16 protein-coding genes are annotated in these 21,998 nt (G+C 51.3%); 14 read left to right on the forward strand and 2 right to left on the reverse strand.

The genetic code is table 11. The features are described 5' to 3' along the window. Positions 1-35 precede the first annotated feature (35 nt). From ACSR9A_RS07390 to argH, 8 genes are all read left to right on the forward strand, one after another. Positions 36-959, forward strand: coding sequence for a YitT family protein (locus ACSR9A_RS07390; RefSeq protein WP_473756454.1), 924 nt, complete (start codon positions 36-38; stop codon positions 957-959). A gap of 185 nt (positions 960-1,144) precedes the next feature. Further along, positions 1,145-2,194, forward strand: coding sequence for an N-acetyl-gamma-glutamyl-phosphate reductase (gene argC, locus ACSR9A_RS07395; RefSeq protein ID WP_341279840.1), 1,050 nt, complete (start codon positions 1,145-1,147; stop codon positions 2,192-2,194). Between the two features lie 49 nt (positions 2,195-2,243). Beyond that, positions 2,244-3,485, forward strand: a complete 1,242-nt coding sequence (gene argJ / locus ACSR9A_RS07400) for a bifunctional glutamate N-acetyltransferase/amino-acid acetyltransferase ArgJ (RefSeq protein ID WP_473756455.1) — start codon at positions 2,244-2,246, stop codon at positions 3,483-3,485. Between the two features lie 45 nt (positions 3,486-3,530). Beyond that, positions 3,531-4,322, forward strand: coding sequence for an acetylglutamate kinase (gene argB, locus ACSR9A_RS07405; protein ID WP_473756456.1), 792 nt, complete (start codon positions 3,531-3,533; stop codon positions 4,320-4,322). Between the two features lie 30 nt (positions 4,323-4,352). After that, positions 4,353-5,561, forward strand: coding sequence for an acetylornithine transaminase (gene argD / locus ACSR9A_RS07410; RefSeq protein ID WP_473756457.1), 1,209 nt, complete (start codon positions 4,353-4,355; stop codon positions 5,559-5,561). Between the two features lie 25 nt (positions 5,562-5,586). After that, entirely contained in the window at positions 5,587-6,564 is a 978-nt protein-coding gene (gene argF / locus ACSR9A_RS07415; protein WP_473756458.1) for an ornithine carbamoyltransferase, read from the forward strand. 94 nt (positions 6,565-6,658) lie between these two features. Beyond that, complete coding sequence (locus ACSR9A_RS07420; RefSeq protein WP_046229721.1) at positions 6,659-7,888, forward strand: argininosuccinate synthase; 1,230 nt, start codon at positions 6,659-6,661, stop codon at positions 7,886-7,888. Between the two features lie 96 nt (positions 7,889-7,984). Next, complete coding sequence (gene argH / locus ACSR9A_RS07425) at positions 7,985-9,400, forward strand: argininosuccinate lyase (RefSeq protein WP_473756459.1); 1,416 nt, start codon at positions 7,985-7,987, stop codon at positions 9,398-9,400. Positions 9,401-9,526: 126 nt separating this feature from the next. Here the strand turns inward: argH and ACSR9A_RS07430 are convergent, their stop codons facing one another. After that, complete coding sequence (locus ACSR9A_RS07430; RefSeq protein WP_473756460.1) at positions 9,527-11,476, reverse strand: amidase family protein; 1,950 nt, start codon at positions 11,474-11,476, stop codon at positions 9,527-9,529. 250 nt (positions 11,477-11,726) lie between these two features. Next, positions 11,727-13,208 (reverse strand): VanW family protein, encoded by a 1,482-nt coding sequence (locus tag ACSR9A_RS07435; RefSeq protein WP_473756461.1) that lies wholly within the window; start codon positions 13,206-13,208, stop codon positions 11,727-11,729. A gap of 268 nt (positions 13,209-13,476) precedes the next feature. On the opposite strand from ACSR9A_RS07435, the gene ftsE reads away from it, so the two are divergent. The 6 genes from ftsE (at position 13,477) to uvrB (ending at position 21,975) form a co-directional block, all read left to right on the forward strand. Then, a complete protein-coding gene (gene ftsE / locus ACSR9A_RS07440; RefSeq protein WP_046229739.1) occupies positions 13,477-14,163 on the forward strand; it encodes a cell division ATP-binding protein FtsE in 687 nt (228 codons plus the stop codon). Beyond that, positions 14,153-15,064, forward strand: a complete 912-nt coding sequence (gene ftsX, locus ACSR9A_RS07445; protein WP_473756462.1) for a permease-like cell division protein FtsX — start codon at positions 14,153-14,155, stop codon at positions 15,062-15,064. The genes ftsE and ftsX overlap by 11 nt, the downstream gene beginning before the upstream one ends. 12 nt (positions 15,065-15,076) lie before the next feature. Continuing rightward, positions 15,077-16,339, forward strand: a complete 1,263-nt coding sequence (locus ACSR9A_RS07450; RefSeq protein ID WP_473756463.1) for a murein hydrolase activator EnvC family protein — start codon at positions 15,077-15,079, stop codon at positions 16,337-16,339. Positions 16,340-16,635: 296 nt separating this feature from the next. Then, the gene (locus tag ACSR9A_RS07455) at positions 16,636-18,171 is read left to right on the forward strand and encodes a S41 family peptidase (RefSeq protein ID WP_473756464.1); all 1,536 of its coding nucleotides are present in this window, start codon (positions 16,636-16,638) and stop codon (positions 18,169-18,171) included. A gap of 142 nt (positions 18,172-18,313) precedes the next feature. Beyond that, the gene (locus tag ACSR9A_RS07460; RefSeq protein ID WP_473756465.1) at positions 18,314-19,651 is read left to right on the forward strand and encodes a PDZ domain-containing protein; all 1,338 of its coding nucleotides are present in this window, start codon (positions 18,314-18,316) and stop codon (positions 19,649-19,651) included. Positions 19,652-19,977: 326 nt separating this feature from the next. After that, entirely contained in the window at positions 19,978-21,975 is a 1,998-nt protein-coding gene (gene uvrB, locus ACSR9A_RS07465) for an excinuclease ABC subunit UvrB (RefSeq protein WP_445933767.1), read from the forward strand. The last annotated feature ends 23 nt before the right edge of the window (positions 21,976-21,998 follow it).

Raw genomic sequence — 21,998 nt, forward strand, 5'->3', positions numbered from 1 at the left:
TACATAAGACTTTATGAATTTGGGTGGGATTTGATATGGTGAAAGAAATGAATGATAAAGGCAGCCGCAGGTCGTACACAGCTAAATCGACGGTAATAAATAAACGAATAAAGAAACCGCTCAGCCCTGGAAAACAGCTCTTTTGGAGCATGCTTCAGGTGCTGCTGGGCTCTTTTTTAATGGCGGCAAGCTTTAATTTATTTTTGGTGCCCAATGAGATTGCCTCAGGCGGCGTTTCCGGCATTTCGATTTTGGTCCAGCGTTTTGCTGACATTCCGCCAGCTTATACGCAGTGGGCTGTAAATATTCCCTTGTTTTTTGTAGGGCTATGGCTGCTGGGCAAACGTTATGCGCTTAAAGTGGCGCTTGGCTCCGTTGTGCTGCCGTTATTCGTTCTGTTTACTTCACACTGGGAAACACCAACGCATAATCCTTTGCTTGCAGCTATTTATGGTGGGATCGGTGTGGGGCTTGGACTTGGCATCGTCTTTCGCGGAGGAGGCTCGACGGGCGGGCTCGGCTTGGCTGCGCAAATTTTGCATCGGTACACGGGATTATCGCTTGGGCTCGCCGTTGCTATTTTTGACGGGTGTGTCATCATCGCGGCTGGTCTGCTTATTTCGCCGGAAGTGGCGTTGTATGCTTTAGTCGGGCTGTTTGTAACGAGCAAAACGATTGATATTATTCAAAGCGGACTGCCGGTTTCAAAGGTCGCTTTTATTATTAGCAGCGAGCCGGAAAAATTGTCGGAGACGATCCTTTATGATCTCGACCGCGGTTTAACGAAGCTTGATGGGCATGGCGGCTACAGTGGGGAAGGCCGGACCGTACTGATGGTCGTTGTGGGGCAGATGGAAGTGGCAAAGCTTAAGCAGCTCGTTCGAACGGTGGACCCGTCTGCATTTGTCATCATCAGCAACACATCAGAGGTAGTAGGGGAAGGGTTTAAGCTGGAATAGGAACAGCGAAATTGCTCCATAACAGCGGGTTGTTCGAGCATGCGAGGCACAAAAATACATCCATTCACTCATTGTATTAATATGAAATGACATGTATAATAATACGGAAAAACAGTTTGTTTTAATCGACTGCCGAATCATGTACAATATACTTTTAGATAGTCTCATAGGGAGAGATGATGGATATGAGCGAAAAACTGAAAATAGCTATTATCGGTTCAACCGGCTACGGCGGCGTTGAGCTTATTCGATTGTTAGCCTCACATCCTCTTGCTGAGGTGACCTCGGTTATTTCATCATCCAGCGCGGGGACGCCGATAACGGAAGGATACCCGCACTTAATAAGCATTCGCGAAGAACTGCTAGATGATGTAGAGCCGCAGACGATTCGCAGCAAAGCGGATGTTGTGTTTTTGGCAACACCAGCGGCTGTCGCTTCCAAGCTGGCACCCGGTTTGCTGGCTGTAGGCCTTAAAGTGATTGATTTATCCGGCGATTATCGCCTGCAAGATAGAGAGTTATATGAAAAATGGTACAAAAAGCCGGCGGCGGACGAGGAGTTTTTGAAGCAAGCGGTGTACGGATTGGCTGAAGTTTATGGCGACCGTGTGCGGGGTGCGAATCTCATTTCTAACCCAGGCTGCTACGTTACGGCGGCGCTTCTTGGCCTAGTTCCGGCTGTGCAAGCTGGCTTTATCGATCCGGATAGTATCATTATTGATGCGAAATCCGGTGTTTCTGGAGCGGGCCGCGGCGCGAGTCTTGGCACGCACTATTCCGAGCTGAACGAGAGCTTGAAAGCATACAAGCTGAATCAGCATCAGCATACTCCTGAAATTGAAATGGTGCTCTCTGATGTAGCGGGCCGATCGGTTGTGACGACGTTCTCAACCCATCTCGTGCCGATGACGCGCGGCATTATGACGACGATGTATGCAACGGTGAAAGATGGCAGAAGCGCGGATGATTTTATGGACCTGTATCGCAGCTATTACGAGAACCGCCCGTTCGTGCGCATTCGTCCTGAAGGACAACTGCCTGCGACGAAGGAAGTGTGGGGCTCCAACTATTGCGATATCGGCTTTGCGTTCGATAGCCGTACAGGCAGAATAACAATTGTTTCGGTCATTGATAATTTGGTCAAAGGCGCAGCGGGACAAGCGATTCAGAACATGAACCTTATGATGGGCTGGGATGAGACGCTTGGTTTGCAGTTTGTTCCTGTTTATCCATAAGAACCAGCATAATCTAATTTAGCATGAAGCGAAGGAGAACGATGTAATTATGGGACAGGGACACACGGCACCCCTTTATACGGTTGTGGCGGAAGGCTCGATTACAACACCTAAGGGCTTTACGGCGGGCGGCATTCACTGCGGCCTCAAAAAAACTACGCGCAATGACCTTGGCGCGATTGTATGCGAGGTTCCAGCGGCAGCGGCGGGCGTGTACACGACAAATGTATTTCAGGCGGCACCGCTTAAGGTGACGCGCGAGAGCATTGGCGCGGATGGCCGCCTGCGTGCTGTGCTGGTCAATAGCGGCAATGCCAATGCTTGCACGGGCGAGCAGGGCGAAGCGGATGCTTATGAAATGCGCAATAAATTCGCTGAGCGTGTTGGCGTTGCAGCGGATGAAGTAGCGGTAGCTTCTACCGGCGTCATTGGCGAGCTGCTCAAGATGGATAAAGTACGCAGCGGCATCAGTGAGCTGCCAGCGAAGCTGGCTTCCGATAAGCAAGCGGCAGAAAGCTTCTGCCAAGCGATTTTGACGACCGATTTGGTGCAAAAAATGGTCTGCGTATCCGTAGAAATTGACGGACAGCTCATTCATATCGCTGGAGCGGCGAAAGGCTCCGGCATGATCCACCCAAACATGGCAACGATGCTTGGTTTCGTTACGACGGATGCGGCAATTGGCAGCGAAGCGCTGCAGCAAGTGCTGCGTGAAGCGACGAACCATACTTTTAATATGATTACGGTTGATGGGGATACAAGCACGAACGATATGCTCGTTGCGATGGCAAGCGGACTTGCCGGCAACAGCGAGCTTCATCCGCAGCATGAAGGCTGGGCAGCTTTTGGCGCGGCGCTTCGCCATGTGTGCGAGGTGCTTGCGAAAGCGATCGCGCGTGACGGCGAAGGCGCAACGAAGCTTGTCGAGGTTCAGGTGCGCGGTGCGGTTAGCGATGCATCGGCGCAGGCGATTGCAAAGACGGTCATCGGTTCTTCTCTTGTGAAATCAGCGGTATTTGGCGCTGATGCGAACTGGGGCCGGATTATTGCGGCAGTAGGCCGCGCTGGCGAGCCTGTCAACCCGGATACGGTCGATATTTCGCTGGGCAGCATTGTAACGCTGCAGCAGTCGAAGCCGGTCGCTTTTGATGAGGAGAAAGCTTTGGAATATTTGAAGGGCGATACGGTCGTCATTCATGTGGATCTGCATATGGAAGCGGGCGCGGCAACAGCTTGGGGCTGTGACCTGACTTATGACTACGTGCGAATTAATGCGGCTTACCGTACATAACGGTGCATAAGGCGGGCATTAAGCGATAAAGGAGCTCATAATAGCATGACGCAACGATTTGTAATGAAATGCGGCGGCAGTACACTGGCTGCGCTGCCGGAATCTTTTTTTGGCGAGCTGCGGGAGCTGCAGCAATCCGGCATTAGCCCGGTTATTGTACATGGCGGCGGTCCGGCGATCTCGGAGACGCTGGGGAAGCTTGGCATTGAGACCGAGTTTGTCGGCGGCTTGCGCAAGACGAGCGAAGCGGTGCTGGATGTCGTCGAAATGGTTTTGTCTGGACGCATAAACAAGGAAATTGTGCGGAAAATGTCTTCCTGCGGCGCACAGGCGCTAGGCTTATCCGGTGTGGATGGCCAGCTGATTACAGCCCGCCCGGTCGCAAACGCTTATGAGATTGGCTTTGTAGGCGATGTGACGGACATTAATGCTGCTGTTATAGAAGGCGTGATGGCAATGGGTTATATTCCTGTTATCGCGCCAGTAGGCATTGACGCACAGGGCCAGCGCTATAACATTAACGCGGATACTGCAGCCGGAGCTGTAGCTTCCCATCTGGGCGTTCATCAAATGATCGTAGTAACCGATGTGCCGGGCATTATGCGCACGGTCGATGGCGTGAAGCAGGTACTGCCTGTGGTCACCGTTGCCGATATTGACGAGATGATCGCAAGCGGGGAAATATATGGCGGAATGATTCCGAAGGTCCGCGCTGCTGTGCAATGTATTCAAGGACAGGTGCAGGAGGTAGTCATCGTCAGCGGCGAGGAGCCAGGCGTATTGACTAAGGCAGTGCGCGAGGGCGGAGTCGGTACGCGTATCGTCAAAGGGGTTTAAATCGCGAGAGCGGGAGGGAGGATATAAACGATGAGTGAGAAAACAACATCTGCGGCAGCGGCCAATTCACTGCTGCCTACTTATGCGAGATACCCAATCGCACTTGTGAAGGGCGAGGGAAGCTGGCTGTGGGATGATCAGGGCAAGCGTTACCTTGATTTCATGAGCGGCATTGCCGTTACGAATTTGGGACATGCGCCTCGCAAAATCAAGGAAGCTTTAATTAAGCAGCTCGATGAGCTTTGGCATGTATCCAACCTGTTTCATATTCCGAATCAGGAGGAAGCTGCTAAGCTGTTGACGGACAACAGCAGCGGCGACGCTGTATTTTTCTGCAACTCGGGCGCAGAGGCGAATGAAGCGGCAATCAAGCTGGCGCGCAAATACCAGCAGAAGATTAAAGGCAATGGCCGTTATGAAATCATTACGTTCGAAAATTCTTTCCATGGACGGACGCTGGCAACCTTGACTGCGACGGGCCAAGAGAAGGTAAAGGAAGGTTTTGCTCCGTTGCCGGAGGGCTTCAGATACATTCCTTACAATGATATTGAAGCGCTGGAAGCGGCAATCAGCGATAAAACAGCGGCAGTTATGCTGGAGTTGGTTCAGGCAGAAGGCGGCATTTATCCGGCTGATCCGGCATTTGTGCATGCCCTGTGCAAGCTATGCCGCAAGCATGGCATTTTGCTTATCGTCGATGAAATTCAGACGGGCATGGGCCGTACAGGCAAGCTGTTCGCTTATGAGCATTACGGCATTGAACCGGATATTTTCACGCTGGCCAAAGGGCTTGGCAGCGGCTTCCCGGTAGGGGCAGCTGTGTGCAGGGAAGAGCTGCGTGAAGCGTTTGGTCCAGGAAGCCACGGTTCAACTTTTGGCGGAACACCTATTGCAACAGCTGTTGTGAAGGCGACGCTGGGGACCATTGTCGGCGACCGTTTGTCTGAGCGTGCGGAGGAGAAGGGCGACTACTTGACGTCGCAACTGAAAGCGAAGCTTGAGGGCAATTCATTCGTGAAGGACATTCGCGGCAAAGGGCTGCTTGTAGGTATCGAATGCGCGGAGCCAATCGCTGGATTGCTCACGGCGGCGCAGGATAAAGGGCTGCTCGTCATTTCGGCGGGGCCGAACGTCATCCGCCTGCTGCCAAATTTGCTCGTTACGAATGAGGAGATTGATCAAGCGGTTAGCATTTTGGCAGAGCTGCTGGCAGGTACAGGCGCTGGCGTCAATAAATAACAGCTATTATAAATGAAACGCATAGATGGAAGTGGAGGAGATACGATTGCAAGAAGCAGTAAAAGAAGAAATGGCTGCGAGCCTGAAAGGCCGCGATTTTCTCATGCTGGTGGATTATGCGCCAGCGGAAATCCGTTACCTGATTGATCTCGCTATCGAGCTCAAGCAAAAGCTGAAAGCGGGCGAAACGCATCATTTGCTTAAAGGAAAAACACTCGGAATGATTTTTGAAAAATCGTCGACGCGTACGCGCGTATCGTTCGAGACGGGCATTTACCAGCTCGGCGGACACGGACTGTTCCTGAGCGGCAATGATTTGCAAATCGGACGGGGCGAGTCGATTTGGGACACGGCACAGACACTTTCGCGTTATTTGGACGGCATTATGATTCGTACGTTTGCTCATCGCAAAGTAGTGGAGCTGGCACGCGGTGCAACGATACCGGTTATTAACGGCTTGACAGACCTTTCGCATCCTTGTCAGGCGCTGGCCGACTACCAGACTATTCTGGAGCACAAAGGCAAGCTGGAAGGGCTGAAAGTGGCTTATATCGGCGATGGCAACAACATGGTTCACTCCCTGCTGATGGGAGCAGCTAAGCTGGGCATCCACATGTCGGTTGCGACTCCGGAAGGTTATGAGCCGGATGCAGACATCGTGCAGCAGACGAAGGATCATGCAGCTGAGACCGGCTCGCGCATTCATGTATGCCGTGATCCGAGAGAAGCCATTGAAGGCGCTGACGTTGTTTATACGGACGTATGGGCGAGCATGGGGCAAGAAGCGGAGCAGAAGGAACGCGAGAAAGCATTTGCCGCTTATCAAGTGAATGAAGCATTGACTGCACATGCGAAGAAAGACTATTTATTCATGCACTGCTTGCCTGCACATCGCGGCGAGGAAGTGAGTGAGGGCGTTATTGACGGCGACCACTCGATTATTTTTGACCAGGCGGAAAATCGTCTTCATGCTCAAAAGGCCATTATGGCCGCGATTATGTAACAGAGCTTAATTCGGCGTTATTCAGTTTGCCACCCGCATAGCTGAATATTCGCCGGGATTATTCATCATGATTTTAAGGAGTGCGACAATTACAATGGCTAAGGAAAAAATCGTATTGGCATATTCGGGCGGTTTGGACACGTCCGTCATTCTCAAATGGCTGAAAGAAACGTATGATGCGGAAATTATCGCGTTCACAGCTGACATCGGGCAAAAGGATGAGCTGGATGGACTGGAAGCAAAAGCGCTTGCGACAGGCGCTTCGAAAGTTTATATCGACGATCTTCGCGATGAATTCGCGTCTGATTTTATTTTCCCGATGTTCCAAGCTGGCGCTTTCTATGAAGGTCAATACCTGCTTGGTACCTCGATTGCCCGCCCGCTGATCGCGAAGCGTATGGTTGATATTGCACGCGCTGAAGGTGCGACCATTATCGCTCATGGCGCGACTGGCAAAGGAAACGACCAAGTTCGTTTTGAGCTCGGCGTTGCCGCGCTTGCTCCTGATATTAAAGTGATCGCGCCTTGGCGTGAAGAGCAGTTCCGTGAAGAGTTCCCGGGACGCGCAGAAATGATCGCTTATGCCGAGAAGCACAACATTCCCGTTCAAGCTTCGGCTGCCAAGCCATATTCTACTGACCGCAACCTGCTGCATATCAGCTTTGAGAGCGGCATGCTGGAAGATCCTTGGTTCGATCCAAGCTCCGATGAGAACAAAGATATGTTCGTGCTCAGCGTAGCGCCGGAAGATGCGCCGGACCAATCCGAATATGTGGAATTGTCCTTTGAAGCGGGCAACTGTACGGCCATTAATGGCGAGTCATTGACACCGCTGCAAGTAATGGACAAGCTTAATGACTTGGGCGGCAAGCACGGTATTGGCCGCGTGGATATGGTCGAAAACCGTTTTGTCGGCATGAAGAGCCGTGGTGTGTATGAGACGCCGGGCGGCACAATCCTGTTCAGCGCACACCGCAAAATGGAGTCGCTCACGATGGACCGTGAAGTCATGAATCTGCGTGATTCCCTCATTGCTAAATACAGCCAGCTTGTATATAACGGCTTCTGGTTCGCACCTGAGCGTCTTGCGCTGCAAGCTCTCGTGCTGGAATCCCAGAAAAACGTGACAGGCACTGTACGCCTGAAGTTGTACAAAGGCAATATCATCGGCGCTGGCGTACAAAGCCCTGTGAGCTTGTACAATCCTGAAATCGCTACGATGGAAGCTGATCCGACTCAAGCTTATGACCAAGGCGATGCTACAGGCTTTATCCGCCTGAACGCGCTGCGTTTGAAAGTCGGAACAAAATACAGCGGTAAATAACAATAAAAGTACGTCATTTATTAATAGATGCCGGAAGCAAAGGAGAGGCCGCTGCATGCAGCGGCCTGTGCCTTATCCGGGAGGGAGTGCGATAACGTGAGCAAGTTATGGGGCGGCAGATTTACGAAGAAGACCGATCAGTTGGTGGAGGAGTACACAGCATCCATCCTGTTCGACAAGGAACTGGCGGAAGAAGATATTCAAGGCAGCTTGGCTCATGTGACGATGCTGGGCAAGCAGGGCATTTTGCCAGATAAAGATGTGGAGACGATTCAGGACGGCCTGCACCGCGTCTTGCAGCGCATTAAGCGCAATGATCTGGAGTTCTCGGTGTCCGACGAGGATATTCATATGAATATCGAGAAAACGCTCATTGACGACATTGGCTCCGTAGGCGGCAAGCTGCATACTGGACGCAGCCGTAATGACCAGGTTTCGACCGATATGCATCTTTACTTGCGCAAGCGCGTTGTAGAATTTGTGGATTTGCTGCAAAAGCTGCAAGCATCGCTCGTGGAGCAGGCGAAAGCGAATACGGCTACAATCGTGCCGGGCTACACGCATTTACAGCGCGCCCAGCCGATTTTGTTTGCCCATCATCTGATGGCATACGTAGCGATGTTTGGACGCGACATCGAGCGCCTGCAAGACAGCTACAAACGCATCAATATGCTGCCGCTTGGCGCAGGCGCGCTTGCGGGAACAACGTTTCCAATCGACCGTCATTTTGTAGCCAGCCAGCTGAAATTTGATCGTGTTTATGAAAACAGCCTGGATGCAGTCAGCGACCGCGACTTTATTTTGGAATTTCTCTCACATGCTTCGATCATTATGATGCATCTGTCGCGTCTGAGCGAGGAGCTCATCCTATGGTCCAGCACAGAGTTCAATTTCGTCGAGCTGGATGATGCCTTCTGCACAGGCAGCAGCATTATGCCGCAGAAGAAAAATCCGGATGTTCCTGAACTAGTGCGCGGCAAAACAGGCCGTGTCTATGGCAACCTTGTTGGCCTGCTGACGGTTTTAAAATCGCTTCCGCTCGCGTACAACAAGGATATGCAGGAAGACAAAGAAGGTATGTTTGATACGGTTCGCACGCTGCAAGGCGCGCTGCAGCTGTTCGCGCCGATGATCGCGACGATGAAGGTCAACAAAGAGCGGATGCGCCAAGCGGTTAATCAAGATTTCTCCAATGCGACCGATATTGCCGATTTCCTCGTGGGCAAAGGTCTGCCTTTCCGCCAAGCGCATGAAGTTATCGGTAAAACGGTGCTTTATTGCATCGAGCAGGGCAAATATTTGCTCGATTTGAAGCTGGAGGAATTCAAGCGATTTTCCGAGCTGTTTGATGATCGCATTTATGCGGTGCTCCAGCCGGAGCAGGTTGTCGATGCGCGCAACGTCTATGGCGGCACAGCGACTGTACAGGTTGAAGCAGCTATTGGCCGTGCCGATGAGGACCTGCTGAAGGTAGCCGCTTGGGTAACGGAATACGTAGAGCGCAGCCGTTAAGCTCTGTTTGTGATATAAAATCAAAAATCTCCAAATCCACCTTTACAGTGGGTTTGGAGATTTTTTGCTTTCTCGCGTGAGCTTGTAATTAAAGTAATTGCATGCGTATGCGTATGTGCTGCTTCCTTATGGGGCAAGTACAGGAGCGACGCGATGCTTCGTCCCTTGCTCGTAGGAGTAAGCCAGCTTGAACAGCGTTGGCTCGCTGTATTCGCGGCCCAGGAATTCAATGCTCGCTCCGAGTCCTTCAGCTGTGTAGCCGGCAGGCACTGTAATGGCTGGGAAGCCGGAGAACGGGCTGAGGCGATTATTGCCGCCTGCGCTTTGTGCTTCGCCAATCAATGCTGCTGTTTGCGTAGTGGAAGGATAGACGATCGCATCAAGCTTATGATCAGCCATCACTTTCAGCAGCGCATCTTTTGTCGTTTTGGTGCGGAACAGCACGATATCTTTGTAGTCCTCTGTATTCAGCGATTGTCTGGCATCACGTGTTTTGAGCGAAGCTTCCATCGACTTGTCGAATTGACCGGAAGCAATAATTTCAGTAAGCGAGTGGTAAGGGGCTCTGGAGCCCAGTTCAGCTAAATATTCATTCAGCTGGAATTTGAATTCGTAGCCGCTGAGGCTTGGATAAGCCATAATTTCCTTCAGGTTTGGAATGGTAATATCGACAGTTACCGCTCCTAGCTTAGCTAAATCCTTAACAGCCGCTTGTACTACCTCAGTGGTAGGCTGCTCTGCTTCCGCAGCTCCGAATAGCTCGGTCGCCACTCCAATGCGCGCGCCTTTCAAGCCTTTTGCATCCAGATAGCTCGTGTAGCTGCTCGGAATGTGGCTGATGCTTGCTGCCGTCGCGACATCGTCAGGGTCATAACCAACCGTTGCGTCCAATACGATGGCTGCATCCGTCACGGTCCGGGTCATAGGTCCGCCTACATCCTGCGACAGGGCAAGCGGGATGATGCCGTCGCGGCTGGAGAGGCCGATCGTTGGGCGAATGCCGACCAGACTGTTATAGGTCGAAGGGATGCGGATGGAGCCGCCTGTATCGGTGCCCATCCCAATAACGCCGAAGTTTGCCGCAATGGCAGCGCCTGTACCGCCGCTAGAGCCGCCGGGGTAGTGGTCCAGTGCATAAGGGTTCAAGGTTTGACCGCCCAGGGAGCTGCTAGTTGTAATGCCGAATGCAAACTCATGCAAATTGGCTTTGGCTAAAATAATGGCGCCTGCCGCCTTAAGCTTGGCAACCTGATCGGCATCCTCCGAAGGAATGGAATCCTTCAGGCAGAGGCAGCCTGCCGTCGTTGGCATGTCATTTGTGTCATAGTTGTCCTTCACAATAACGGGAATGCCATGCAGCGGGCCGCGAATGCCGGAGGAAGCACGTTCTTTATCCAGCTCCTGAGCGATTTCAAGCGCCCTTGGATTAATCGTCAAAATCGCGTTCAGCTTAATGCCTTGGTCATCGTATTTCTCGATGCGGTCCAAATATTGTTGAACCAGTTCTTTGTAAGTAAGCTTGCCTTGGCCGACAGCCTGCTGAATGCTGGCAATCGTCGCTTCTGGCAGCAGGAATGGCATGCTGTAATTATAAATGCGATAGGCAAGCGCATAGGCCCCCGCATAAGTTAACGATTGGTTTGGCGCAAAATGGGTCTGGTTAACGCCGAGCATCAGCTTCGCTTCCATGACCGCTCCTACCGATGAAGCATAGGACGCTTTATCCGGCACGTCTTTGTATGGTTCGGTGGCTGGGGATAAATGCAGTCCTTCAGCGATCATAACCGCAGCATCCTTGCGAGTGACAGTCGCCCCTTTCGGTGTGGCTTTAAACGTAGCGTCTCCGCCTGCGAGCTTGGCGCTTTGGTCAAACAGTTTTTTTAGCTCCGCTGAAGGAATAAGTTTATCAGGGGAAATGCTGGCATCCCCCAGCTTCAGCTCTATCGCTTTCGAAGATTCTCCTTGGTAGACAGCTGCTGCCGCAGCAGTAGAGGCTGTTAAAGGCCCTGTGAGCAGCAATGCGCCGACAAGCAAAGCAGCACTGTGTTTTTTCCACGATGAAAGAAGATTTGGCATCTTTAAACTCCCTCTCTATTATGTAATGTAATCTGACATAATTAAAGAGTATAGTAGAGGGCATAAAGTATGCAAGGTTCATAAATCATCCAAGTAAGCGGTTGAATAACTGAATTACTAGATATATCAGCTATTTCATCCCGTTATCTCAATGTGTCAATAAAACTAACATTTATTATAATGCTGAATCTATTAATGTTATATTCATGTTATACAATTATTATATAATTACGATGTTGAATATCGAGATTTAGCTAATGCCATCCTCAAGCAGCGGTTCTGTCGGTGTACCCGATCCGTTGGGTGAGCTTGACGCGCTTGGAGCTGGAGCGGGTTGAGGGACGGGTAGCTGATCGGTGCCCCCTGCTTTCCCTATGCCAATATGAATGACAGTAGGCTGGGCACGGTAAGTGTCGCGCGAAATGCGTTCCTTTAATGGCGGCTTGCCATTTTCCAGCGTCACTCTAAATGTGTCGACGACGTAGCCATTGCGCCCAGGCGCGATTACCTTGCGTGTGCCAGCTGGCAGTGCAGGGTCTTGAAGCTGCTGCACCTCTGGAGACAGCGTGCCGACAGTAACCGATTCAATGCGGTAGTGGACGTCCTCGGACATATTTCCGAATAGCTTGACCGTCAGCTTGCGTCCCTCAGATGTAGCACGAATGACGATGTACTTGTCCGTTGAGTTGCGAAACCGAAAGTTAATGGCGCCGTCGGCATAGGTGGCGTCTTGTCCAACGGGCAAATAAGAAACGGGAAGCGAGTGGTTGCGTCTTTCGACAATTTCAAGTCCGGCACGCAGTGCGGCATTGTAAAGCGTGCTGGACACTTGGCAGATGCCGCCGCCAATACCGGGAACAAGCTTGCCGTTCAAGATGACGGGCGCTTCCCGAAAGCCGTATTTTTCCTCGACCCTGCGAATGACTTTGCTGTAGTCAAAAACCTCGCCCGGAGCCAGCAGCCAGTTGTCGAGAGCAGCCGCCGTTGAGGCGACATTATAAGCGCGGCCTTCTGTGCTAGCGGCGAAGTCGGTCGTGAACGACATCAATTTGCGCTCGACCCCCTGCGCCTTGAGCTGCTCCAGCGTGACGGAAGGAGATAGGGTGAGGATAGGAAGCTCGGTGCGATACGCCGCCTGTTTCACAGGAGAACTAGCATCGTCGGCGAGCCAGAGCCAATTTTTCACTTCCGCAGCGAGGCGGCTCATTTCAATACGGTAGGCTTCTGCCTCCGTCTCATAAAAAATTTCGTCCTGATCCGTGATGGTTCGGGTGGCATCTTTGGGCTCATTTTGCTCTAGCCAGCCCCACTGCTGGCGAACAAGCTTTTCGAACAATGCTTGATCAAACGTCTGCGCAAGCTCAAAGGTTCGCGGAAAATGATAGCGATATTTTGCCGCTTCCCATAACGTTCCTTTGCCAAGCTGCTGCAAAGCCTCACGCACTTCCGCAGTATTTGCTTGGTAGCCGAGCTCCTCCGCCCTCCATGTGCGCCTGTCCGAGCCAGCGTTGCCAGTAGCAACCGTCAGTTCGCGCGCTCCTAGAGCCTGCTCATAGTCACTCAGCAGCTTTACCGCTTCTGTAATAGGCATTCCGCCAATATTAAGCCCGCCCGCTGTTACGCCTGTCGGCACGGTGCGCTGCTCGGCATAATAGGTGAGTCCACCCCAGCTGACAGACGCTGCAAGCAGCAGGGCAAATACAAAAATGCTGATGAGATGTAGTTTTTTCAATGGGACAATCCCCCTTCCTTCGGGTCAAGCAAAAACGACTTCGTCGTCCTTTGGTGGCGCAGCTCGTTTCACTCCGAGAAATATAAACCCATTTATAAGTACGTAACTTATAAATTCTTATATTTCAAAAGCGACTCTGTTATGTATATGCAAGCAGCTAGAATGAATATGAGAATTGTGAAAAATGAGGAAAGAAACCGTCGAAAAGAAAGGATTTGCCACGTCATTGTCGAATTACTAATGCTGACTAAAAACAGGATGTGATAACGTGATTGAAATGCAAGACATTTGGAAGACTTACGTCGACGGTACCCATGCACTGCGAGGAGTGTCCGTACGCATAGATCGTAATGAATTTGTGTATTTGGTAGGGCCTTCCGGGGCTGGGAAATCAACCTTCATGAAGCTGATCTATCGCGAGGAAGTGCCTACGAAAGGGCAGCTTTCCGTAAATGGTTTTAATATAGGCAAGCTCAAGCCACGCAAAATTCCATTTGTACGGCGCAACATAGGCGTTATTTTTCAAGATTTTAGATTGCTTCCGAAGCTGACGGTGTTTGAAAATGTCGCTTTTGCAATGGAGGTTATCGAAGCGCCCAAGCGGATCATTAAAAAACGGACGATGGAGGTTCTCGATCTCGTTGGTCTTAAGCATAAGCATGCCAGCCTGCCGGCCCAGCTTTCAGGGGGAGAACAGCAGCGTGTGTCGATTGCCCGGGCAATAGTGAATAACCCGTCGGTTATTGTAGCGGACGAGCCTACCGGCAACCTAGACCCAGAGACGTCCATGGAAATTATGGCTTTGTTGGAGGAAATCAACTTCCGCGGTTCAACCATCGTCATGGCGACGCATAACCGCGATATTGTAAACAGCTTGCGCAAGCGTGTCATCGCTATCGAGAATGGCTTGGTCGTTCGGGATGAGGCAAGAGGGGAGTACGGTTATGAAATTTAGAACCCTGCTCCGCCACCTTAGAGAAGGCTGTAAAAATATTATTCGCAACGGCTGGATGTCGTTTGCTTCCATTAGCTCGATTTTTATTTCGTTGTTTTTGCTCGGGGCTTTTATGCTGCTGGCGCTGAATGTAAACAATTTTGCCTCCTCGGTGGAGAGCAAGGTGGAAATTCGCGTATTTCTTCAGCTGGATATAGACAAGGCGAAGATGAAAGAGGTCGAGAATAAAATTCTCGCCCTTTCTGAAGTGAAGCAAGTTACGCTGGTTACGAAGGAAGAGGGACTTGAGGAGCTTCGCAAAAACTTGAGTGACGAAGGCTTGCTTGACGGCTATGATGATGCGAGCAATCCGCTGCCGGACTCTTTTACGGTAGAAGTATTTAAACCTCAGTCTGTCAGTATTGCAGCTGCGCAGATCGAGGCGCTTAACACAGGTGATGAATCGGTGCCCATTACGAGTGTGAAATATGGGGAAGGCAAAATTGAAACGCTGTTCAAAATTACGAATGCGGTGCGTACAATTGGCATCGTGATCGTCCTGGCGCTTACGGTAACAGCTATGTTCCTCATTTCCAACACGATTAAAGTGACGATCGTTGCTCGGCGACGGGAAATTGGCATCATGAAATTGGTAGGTGCGACGAATGCGTTTATCCGGTGGCCGTTTTTCATTGAAGGTGCGCTAATTGGCATGATTGCTTCGATATTGACGACGTCGGTATTGCTCGTCAGCTATGCGCAGTTTGTCAAATTGACGCAGGAGGGACTTGGGCTGATGATGCTTAGTCTCGTATCGGTTCAGCAGGTTGGACTTGAAATTAGCGGTGTATTAATTGGACTGGGCTCCTTGATCGGCATATGGGGAAGTACGATATCCATTCGAAAATATTTGAAAGTGTAGGTGGACGCGTCGGTGAAGAGAAGAAATCTAATCGTTCTTATGGTGATAATGACGGTATTGCTTGTTCAGCCACTGAGCAGCAGTGCCGCATCGTTGGACAGCATTAACAAGCAGCTTACAGATGCCAAGAAGGCCATTGACAAAGCGCAGAAGGAAGCTGACGCGACAGAGCAGCAAAAGACGGAAGTATCGACGCTCAAATCTGATGTACAAGCCTCAATTAAAGCCGTATTGGCACAGCTGGATGCGGTTGTAGTCAATATGAATAATACGCAAGCAAAGGTTGACCAAACGGAATCGGAGCTTCAGCAGGCTGGTGCAGAGCTGGTTGAGGCGGAAGGGCGTGTTAAAACACGCGACATTCTGATCCAGCAGCGTCTGCGGCTTATGTATGAGAACGGCTCGGTGTCGTATCTTGACGTCTTGCTGAATGCGAGCAGCTTTTCCGATTTTATCGACCGGTTCGATTCGCTTCAGCTGATTTTAAGCCAGGATCGCAGCATTTTAGAGCAAAACAAAGTCGATCAGGCATTGGTAGAGGAGAAAAAAGCCGAGGTTGAGCACAAGCTTGAAGAAGTTAAAACGATGTATGCCAAGCTGCAAAATTACCAAAGCGATCTAGCGAAAAAAGAAGCCGAGAAAAACAAGCTGGTTGCCGAATATGATCATCAGCTTGAGGATCTCGAAGATATAAGCGCAGAGCAGGAAGCGCTAATGATTGAATTCGCACAGAAGGTATCCGAGCTGGAAGCCGAGAAGGTAGCGAAGCTGGAAGCGGAAAGAATCGCGAGGGAAAAAGCTGCAGCGGCTGCGGCTGCTGCTGCGGGTAAAGGCAATGGCAGCAGTGGAGGAGGAAGCGGCGGTTCGGTCTATACGGGCGGAAAGCTGGGCATGCCTATTTTTGACTCGTATCGTGTCAGCTCAGGGTATGGCTATCGGATTCACCCGATAACGGGCTCTAGGAAGCTCCATACCGGCATCGACTTCGCAGCTCCGCAGGGAACGGCTATACATGCGGCAGAAAGCGGCGTTGTCCTTATGGCGCAGCGCTGGAGCGGTTATGGCAATGCCGTCATTATCGACCACGGAGGCGGCATGTGGACGCTGTATGGCCACATTCGCGAAGGCGGCATTAAAGTAAGCAAAGGCGACAGTGTTACAAAAGGCCAAAAAATTGCCGAGGTTGGCAGCACGGGCAATTCTACCGGACCGCATTTGCATTTTGAGGTGCGGATTAATGGGTCAACAACGGATCCAAGCAGCTATTTAAAATAGGACGATCAGTAACAAGCGGCAGCCTTCGGGCTGCCCTTGTTCGAAATTTAAGCAATGATACGAGTCTTCATAATAAATTAGCTTCTATTTCTGCTTCAGTGCGAAACGGGCGTTGCCATCCTTTGATGGCAACGCCGTTTACGCTTGAAAAATATGGAATAGGTGGGTCGCTGGGCAGACGCAAATAAATGGACAGAACTTGTCATATACTAGGGCGTGTCTTCCAAGCGGGAAGGCATGAACTGAAGTAGGTTCTATTTAATGCTGTGGTCAAACGAGAAGGTGGTGTCCTGAATATGCAGTTTAGAGGCCGTACAGTCATTGCTTTTGTAATGATTACGATGCTCGCTTCTGTTCTGGTCACGCTTGTAGTGGCTCGCGATCTTGTCGTGGGCAGCTATCAGGCGTCAGGCTCCGCTCCGGCAGCTGCCGAAACTAGCGGGCAACATGATCTGAATGAAGCCGAGATTGACAAAATGAATGCGGTGCTGGATTTGATTGAAACCAAATACGTGAAGAAGACGGATCGTGAAGAGCTGGTAGATGGCGCAGTCAAAGGCATGCTGGAATCGCTGGATGACCCTTACTCCGTTTATATGGAGAAGACGTCGGCGCAGCATTTTTCTGAATCCATCGAAGGGTCCTTCACAGGTATTGGCGCGGAAGTGACGCTGCAAAACGGCAAGCTCGTCGTCGTATCTCCGATCAAAGGCTCCCCTGCCGAACGGGCGGGACTGCTGGCGAAGGATGTCGTCATTTCGGTTAATGGAGAGAAGCTGGAGGGCCTTGGACTGAATGAGGCGGTAGACAAAATTCGCGGACCGAAGGGGACGAAGGCCAAGCTGCAAATCCAGCGGATAGGCACAAGTGAATTGATCCAGCTGATTTTAATTCGGGATGATATTGATGTGGAAACCGTATATGCCCATTTGTCCGATGACCGAATTGGTGTAATTGAAATTCGTCAGTTTTCGCTCAATACGGCCGAACGCTTCAAGGAAGAGCTTGCTCGTCTGGAGCAGGAAGCGAAGCAGCAGTCAGCAGGGCAGGCTCAGGTGCAGTCTGGCGCCCGGGGCAGCGAAGGAGCAGCCGATAAGGGACGGCAAGGCCTTAAGGGCCTCGTAATTGATGTCCGCAATAACCCTGGCGGCGTATTGCCGGTCGTTGTGGAAATTGCCGAGCAGTTTATTGCGAAGGGCGATGCGATTGTTCAGGTGGAGGATCGCGACGGCAAGCGGGAGAAGACGTTGTCAAAAGGCAGCAGCAAGGCTTATCCGGTCGCCGTAGTCATGAACAAAGGCAGCGCCAGCGCCTCGGAAATATTGGCTGGCGCGCTTGGCGAGGAAGCCGGTGCGATTCTTGTCGGCGAGACGACGTTCGGCAAAGGAACGGTACAGGTCAGCTATAATAAAGCGCTGGGTGATGGCAGTCTGATAAAAATGACGATTGCCAAGTGGCTGACGCCGAAAGGCATCTGGATTCATGAGAAGGGCGTTGAGCCGACTGTTGCCGTAGCTCCGCCTTCGCTTTACACCGTTGCGCGGCTGACCATAAACGAAACGCTGCAGCGTGATATGAACAATGAGCAAATTCGCAGTGCGCAAATTATGCTTAAGGGGCTTGGTTATGAGCCGAAGCGTGACGATGGTTATTTCAATGAGGAAACCGTGCAGGCGGTCAAGCAATTCCAGAGAGAATCGAGTCTGGCGGTGACGGGAAAACTGGACAAGACTACAGCGACAGCATTGGAGAAAGCAGTTGTTGCTTGGATTAAAGACAAGAACAACGATGTGCAGCTTCGGGAAGCGATTGAACGTGTAGGCAGGAAATAACGTCTCGTTGTCGAATCCCTAACAAGGTTGACTCTGTCTTCGGAGTCAGCCTTTTCTTTTGAGTAGGCAGCAGGTATGAGAGGGGAAAAAGCCGCTAGGGCGGATACAGGAACAAGTTGGTAAAAATGAAGGAGTGTATGCGGTGAATCAGGCTCTTGCTTTGTTGCAGCAATTCCAGTTGGCGTTGCTTCAACTGCTGGTACAACCTTTTTATTATGTGGCTATTTTATTTATATTGCTCCAATACACGAAGCAGATCAAGCTTGAACGGCAATTGTTCGCCGTTAAGCTGCATATATGGCCCCGGCTGCTCGGCCGGGCAATCGTCACAGGCTTGCTGGTAGGCATAGCTGTATCTCTCATAGGGGCTTTTATCGGCGTTTCCGTTACGCAGCAGTCGGTCATGTGGCTCTGGGGCGTATCCGCGCTGCTGATGCTGTTTCGCATCCGATATTTATGCTTTGCTTATGCGGCTGGCGTACTTGGCCTGCTGCAATGGATCGTTGGGTTTACGCCGCTTGCTTCGGGCGAAGGTATAGTCGGTCAAGCAGCGGCCTCGCTCGCTGCCATGGATATGACAGGGCTGTTCATGCTGGTAGCTCTGCTGCATTTGGCAGAGGCGCTGCTCGTGCGAAAACAGGGCGGCAAGCTGGCGACGCCACTGTTCCTCTCGGGCAAGAGAGGGAAAATTGTCGGCGGCTACATGCTGCAAAGCTTTTGGCCAGTCCCTTTGCTGCTGCTCGTTCCCATTGGCGGAGGTGCGGGTGCAGATGCTTCAACAACAGCATTGCCATGGACACCGCTGCTCGGCGCGGACTGGTCGCAGGGCTGGACAATAGCTGCGCTGCCAATGATTATCGGCTTTAGCGAATTAACACGCTCGATGCTGCCTGAGGAGAAGGCCAAGCACGCTGCAAAAGGCTTGCTGCTTTACAGTGTCTCCCTCGCAGCAGCAGCTTTGCTGGCTTGGTGGCTGCCCGTGCTGCTGCCCATTGCCGCGCTCTGCTCGCTGCTGCTCCATGAAGCGATTATCTGGCGCAGCCGCAGGCTGGAAAATGCCAGCAGCCCGCTATTCGTTCATGACCAGCGCGGCTTGCGCTTGTTAGGTATTTTGCCGCAAACGCCGGCTGAGGCGCTGGGGCTTCAGGCAGGCGAGATTATTTCGAAGGTTAATGGCGTTCGCGTGCATTCGAAAACAGATCTGCATGCCGCGCTTCATCTCAACTCGGCTTTCTGCAAGCTGGAAGTGCTGAACTTTGCGGGAGAAGTAAAGTTTGTGCAGCGTGCGCGTTATGAAAATGAGCATCATCAGCTCGGGGTTATTTTGGCGCCAGACGAGGATGCGAATTTCTATGCGGCATCGGGCCCTGCTTCGCTGCTTGATTTATTGAGGCACAAGCGAACTGCGCATCGCCGGAGTTCATCTGCAGTGCCAACCCCTGTGAAAGGCGCTGCTTCTAGTGAGAAGACAACAGTATAGCTGCAAGCAGAGGCGCTTTCCGAAATGAATGGCCATTGCCTGAAATTGCTGGACAGGCTGCATATCAAATATCATTCAAAACCGCACTGACAGACTTTTGCTGCTGTCAGTGCGGTTTTTTAATGTAGGGAAATTTAGCTGGTTGCAACGGAGAATGCTTAGAGCTATAATAAACGGGAACACATATTCTTATAAAGGGCAGACTTGCCTTTATGAATTGGAATTACTTGTAACAGCATGAACAAATTGAGGCTTGCTGCTTCTTTTGCGCGATATAGACTATAATGATAGATAGCTTAGGAAGGAAGAAGGAGTGGATGGCTGAAGTGAGTAATTTTGCACCGCAAGCCCGCAATTTTGAGCTTAAATCCGATTATACGCCGCAAGGCGACCAGCCGCGTGCTATTAGGCAGCTGGTTGAAGGCGTTGAAGCAGGAGAGAGGTTTCAAACGCTGCTGGGTGCGACTGGAACGGGAAAAACTTATACGATTGCCAATATGATTGCGCAGGTTAATCGGCCTACGCTCGTTATTGCGCATAACAAGACGCTCGCAGCGCAGCTGTGCAGCGAATTTAAGTCATTTTTCCCCGATAATGCCGTGGAATATTTCGTCAGCTATTACGACTATTTTCAGCCGGAAGCTTATATTCCTTCAACCGATACCTATATTGAGAAGGATTCGAGCATTAATGAAGAGATCGATAAGCTGCGCCACTCTTCGACCAGCTCGCTATTCGAACGAAGAGACGTTATCGTTGTGGCCAGCGTCTCCTGTATTTACGGCTTAGGTTCGCCGAAGGAGTACGGCAGCATGCTGCTGTCGCTGCGCGTGGGGATGGAGAAGCCCCGCGATGCGATTTTGCATAAGCTCGTCGATATTCAATATCAGCGTAACGATATTAACTTTATTCGCGGCACATTCCGTGTCCGCGGCGATATTATAGAGATTTTTCCCGTTGCCAATAATGAGCGGGCGATTAGAATTGAACTGTTCGGCGATGAGATTGAACGGATTACGGAAATCGATGTTTTGACCGGCGAGATCGTGGGCGAGCGCGAGCATGTGGCGATTTTCCCAGCGTCTCACTTCGTTACCCATGAGGATACGATGAAGCTTGCGCTCGTTAATATTGAGCGCGAGCTGGAGGAGCGGCTTGCCGAGCTTAAGGAAGCGGGCAAGCTGCTGGAAGCGCAGCGGCTTGAGCAGCGTACGCGCTATGACATCGAGATGATGAGCGAGATGGGTTTTTGCTCGGGCATTGAGAACTATTCGGGTCCATTGACGTTCCGGGAACGGGGAGCAACACCGTACACGCTCTTCGACTATTTTCCGGATGACATGCTTATTGTTATTGATGAATCGCATGTATCGCTGCCGCAAATTCGCGCGATGTACAACGGCGACCGGGCAAGGAAGGAAATGCTCGTCAACCATGGCTTCCGGCTGCCATCGGCGATGGACAATCGGCCGCTTAAGTTCGAGGAGTTTGAAGCGAAGGCCAAGCAGACGATTTATGTTTCGGCTACGCCGGGTCCTTTTGAGCTGGAGCAATGTCCGACAATGGTAGAGCAAATTATTCGGCCTACAGGCCTGCTTGATCCGATCATTGAGCTTCGTCCAACGAAGGGGCAAATTGATGATTTGCTAGGCGAAATTCGCGATCGGGTGGCGAAGGATGAGCGGGTATTGGTCACGACGCTGACGAAGAAGATGGCGGAGGACTTAACCGATTATTTTAAGGAAATAGGTGTGAAGGTGCGTTATCTGCACTCGGATATTAAGACGCTGGAGCGGATTGCGATATTGCGGGACCTAAGACTTGGCGTGTTCCACGTGCTGGTTGGCATTAACCTGCTCCGGGAGGGGTTGGATTTGCCTGAAGTATCGCTGGTAGCGATTTTGGATGCGGATAAGGAAGGCTTCCTGCGCTCAGACCGCTCGCTGATTCAAACGATTGGCCGTGCGGCGCGCAACAGCGAGGGCCGGGTCATCATGTATGGCGATAAGGTGACGGATTCAATGAGCCGTGCGATGAAGGAAACGGAACGTAGGCGGACGACTCAGGAAGCTTTCAACGAGAAGCATGGCGTTACGCCGCAGACGATTCGCAAGAAAGTATTGGAAGTTATTGAAGCGACTAAGGTTGCCGAGCAGAAGGCTGATTATTTGGCGGATGCCGGATCTGGCAAGATGTCGAAGAAGGATCGTCAGTCGATGATTAATAGATTGGAAGTCGAAATGAAGGATGCGGCGAAAAACCTGCAATTTGAGCGGGCAGCCGAGCTTCGGGATGCGTTGTTGGAGCTGCGTGCGGGAATGTAGAAGCGAAAGAAGAGAATGGATAG

It is taken from the genome of Paenibacillus sp. R-74696, from assembly GCF_055814915.1.

Excerpts from the sequence above, each read along its gene's own strand:
- argC (WP_341279840.1), top strand. The coding sequence starts at position 1,145 with ATGAGCGAAAAACTGAAAATAGCTATTATCGGTTCAACCGGCTACGGC.
- ACSR9A_RS07430 (WP_473756460.1), bottom strand. The coding sequence starts at position 11,476 with ATGCCAAATCTTCTTTCATCGTGGAAAAAACACAGTGCTGCTTTGCTT.
- ftsX (WP_473756462.1), top strand. The coding sequence starts at position 14,153 with ATGAAATTTAGAACCCTGCTCCGCCACCTTAGAGAAGGCTGTAAAAAT.
- argB (WP_473756456.1), top strand. The coding sequence starts at position 3,531 with ATGACGCAACGATTTGTAATGAAATGCGGCGGCAGTACACTGGCTGCG.
- argD (WP_473756457.1), top strand. The coding sequence starts at position 4,353 with ATGAGTGAGAAAACAACATCTGCGGCAGCGGCCAATTCACTGCTGCCT.
- argJ (WP_473756455.1), top strand. The coding sequence starts at position 2,244 with ATGGGACAGGGACACACGGCACCCCTTTATACGGTTGTGGCGGAAGGC.
- ACSR9A_RS07420 (WP_046229721.1), top strand. The coding sequence starts at position 6,659 with ATGGCTAAGGAAAAAATCGTATTGGCATATTCGGGCGGTTTGGACACG.
- ACSR9A_RS07390 (WP_473756454.1), top strand. The coding sequence starts at position 36 with ATGGTGAAAGAAATGAATGATAAAGGCAGCCGCAGGTCGTACACAGCT.
- ACSR9A_RS07455 (WP_473756464.1), top strand. The coding sequence starts at position 16,636 with ATGCAGTTTAGAGGCCGTACAGTCATTGCTTTTGTAATGATTACGATG.
- argF (WP_473756458.1), top strand. The coding sequence starts at position 5,587 with ATGGAAGTGGAGGAGATACGATTGCAAGAAGCAGTAAAAGAAGAAATG.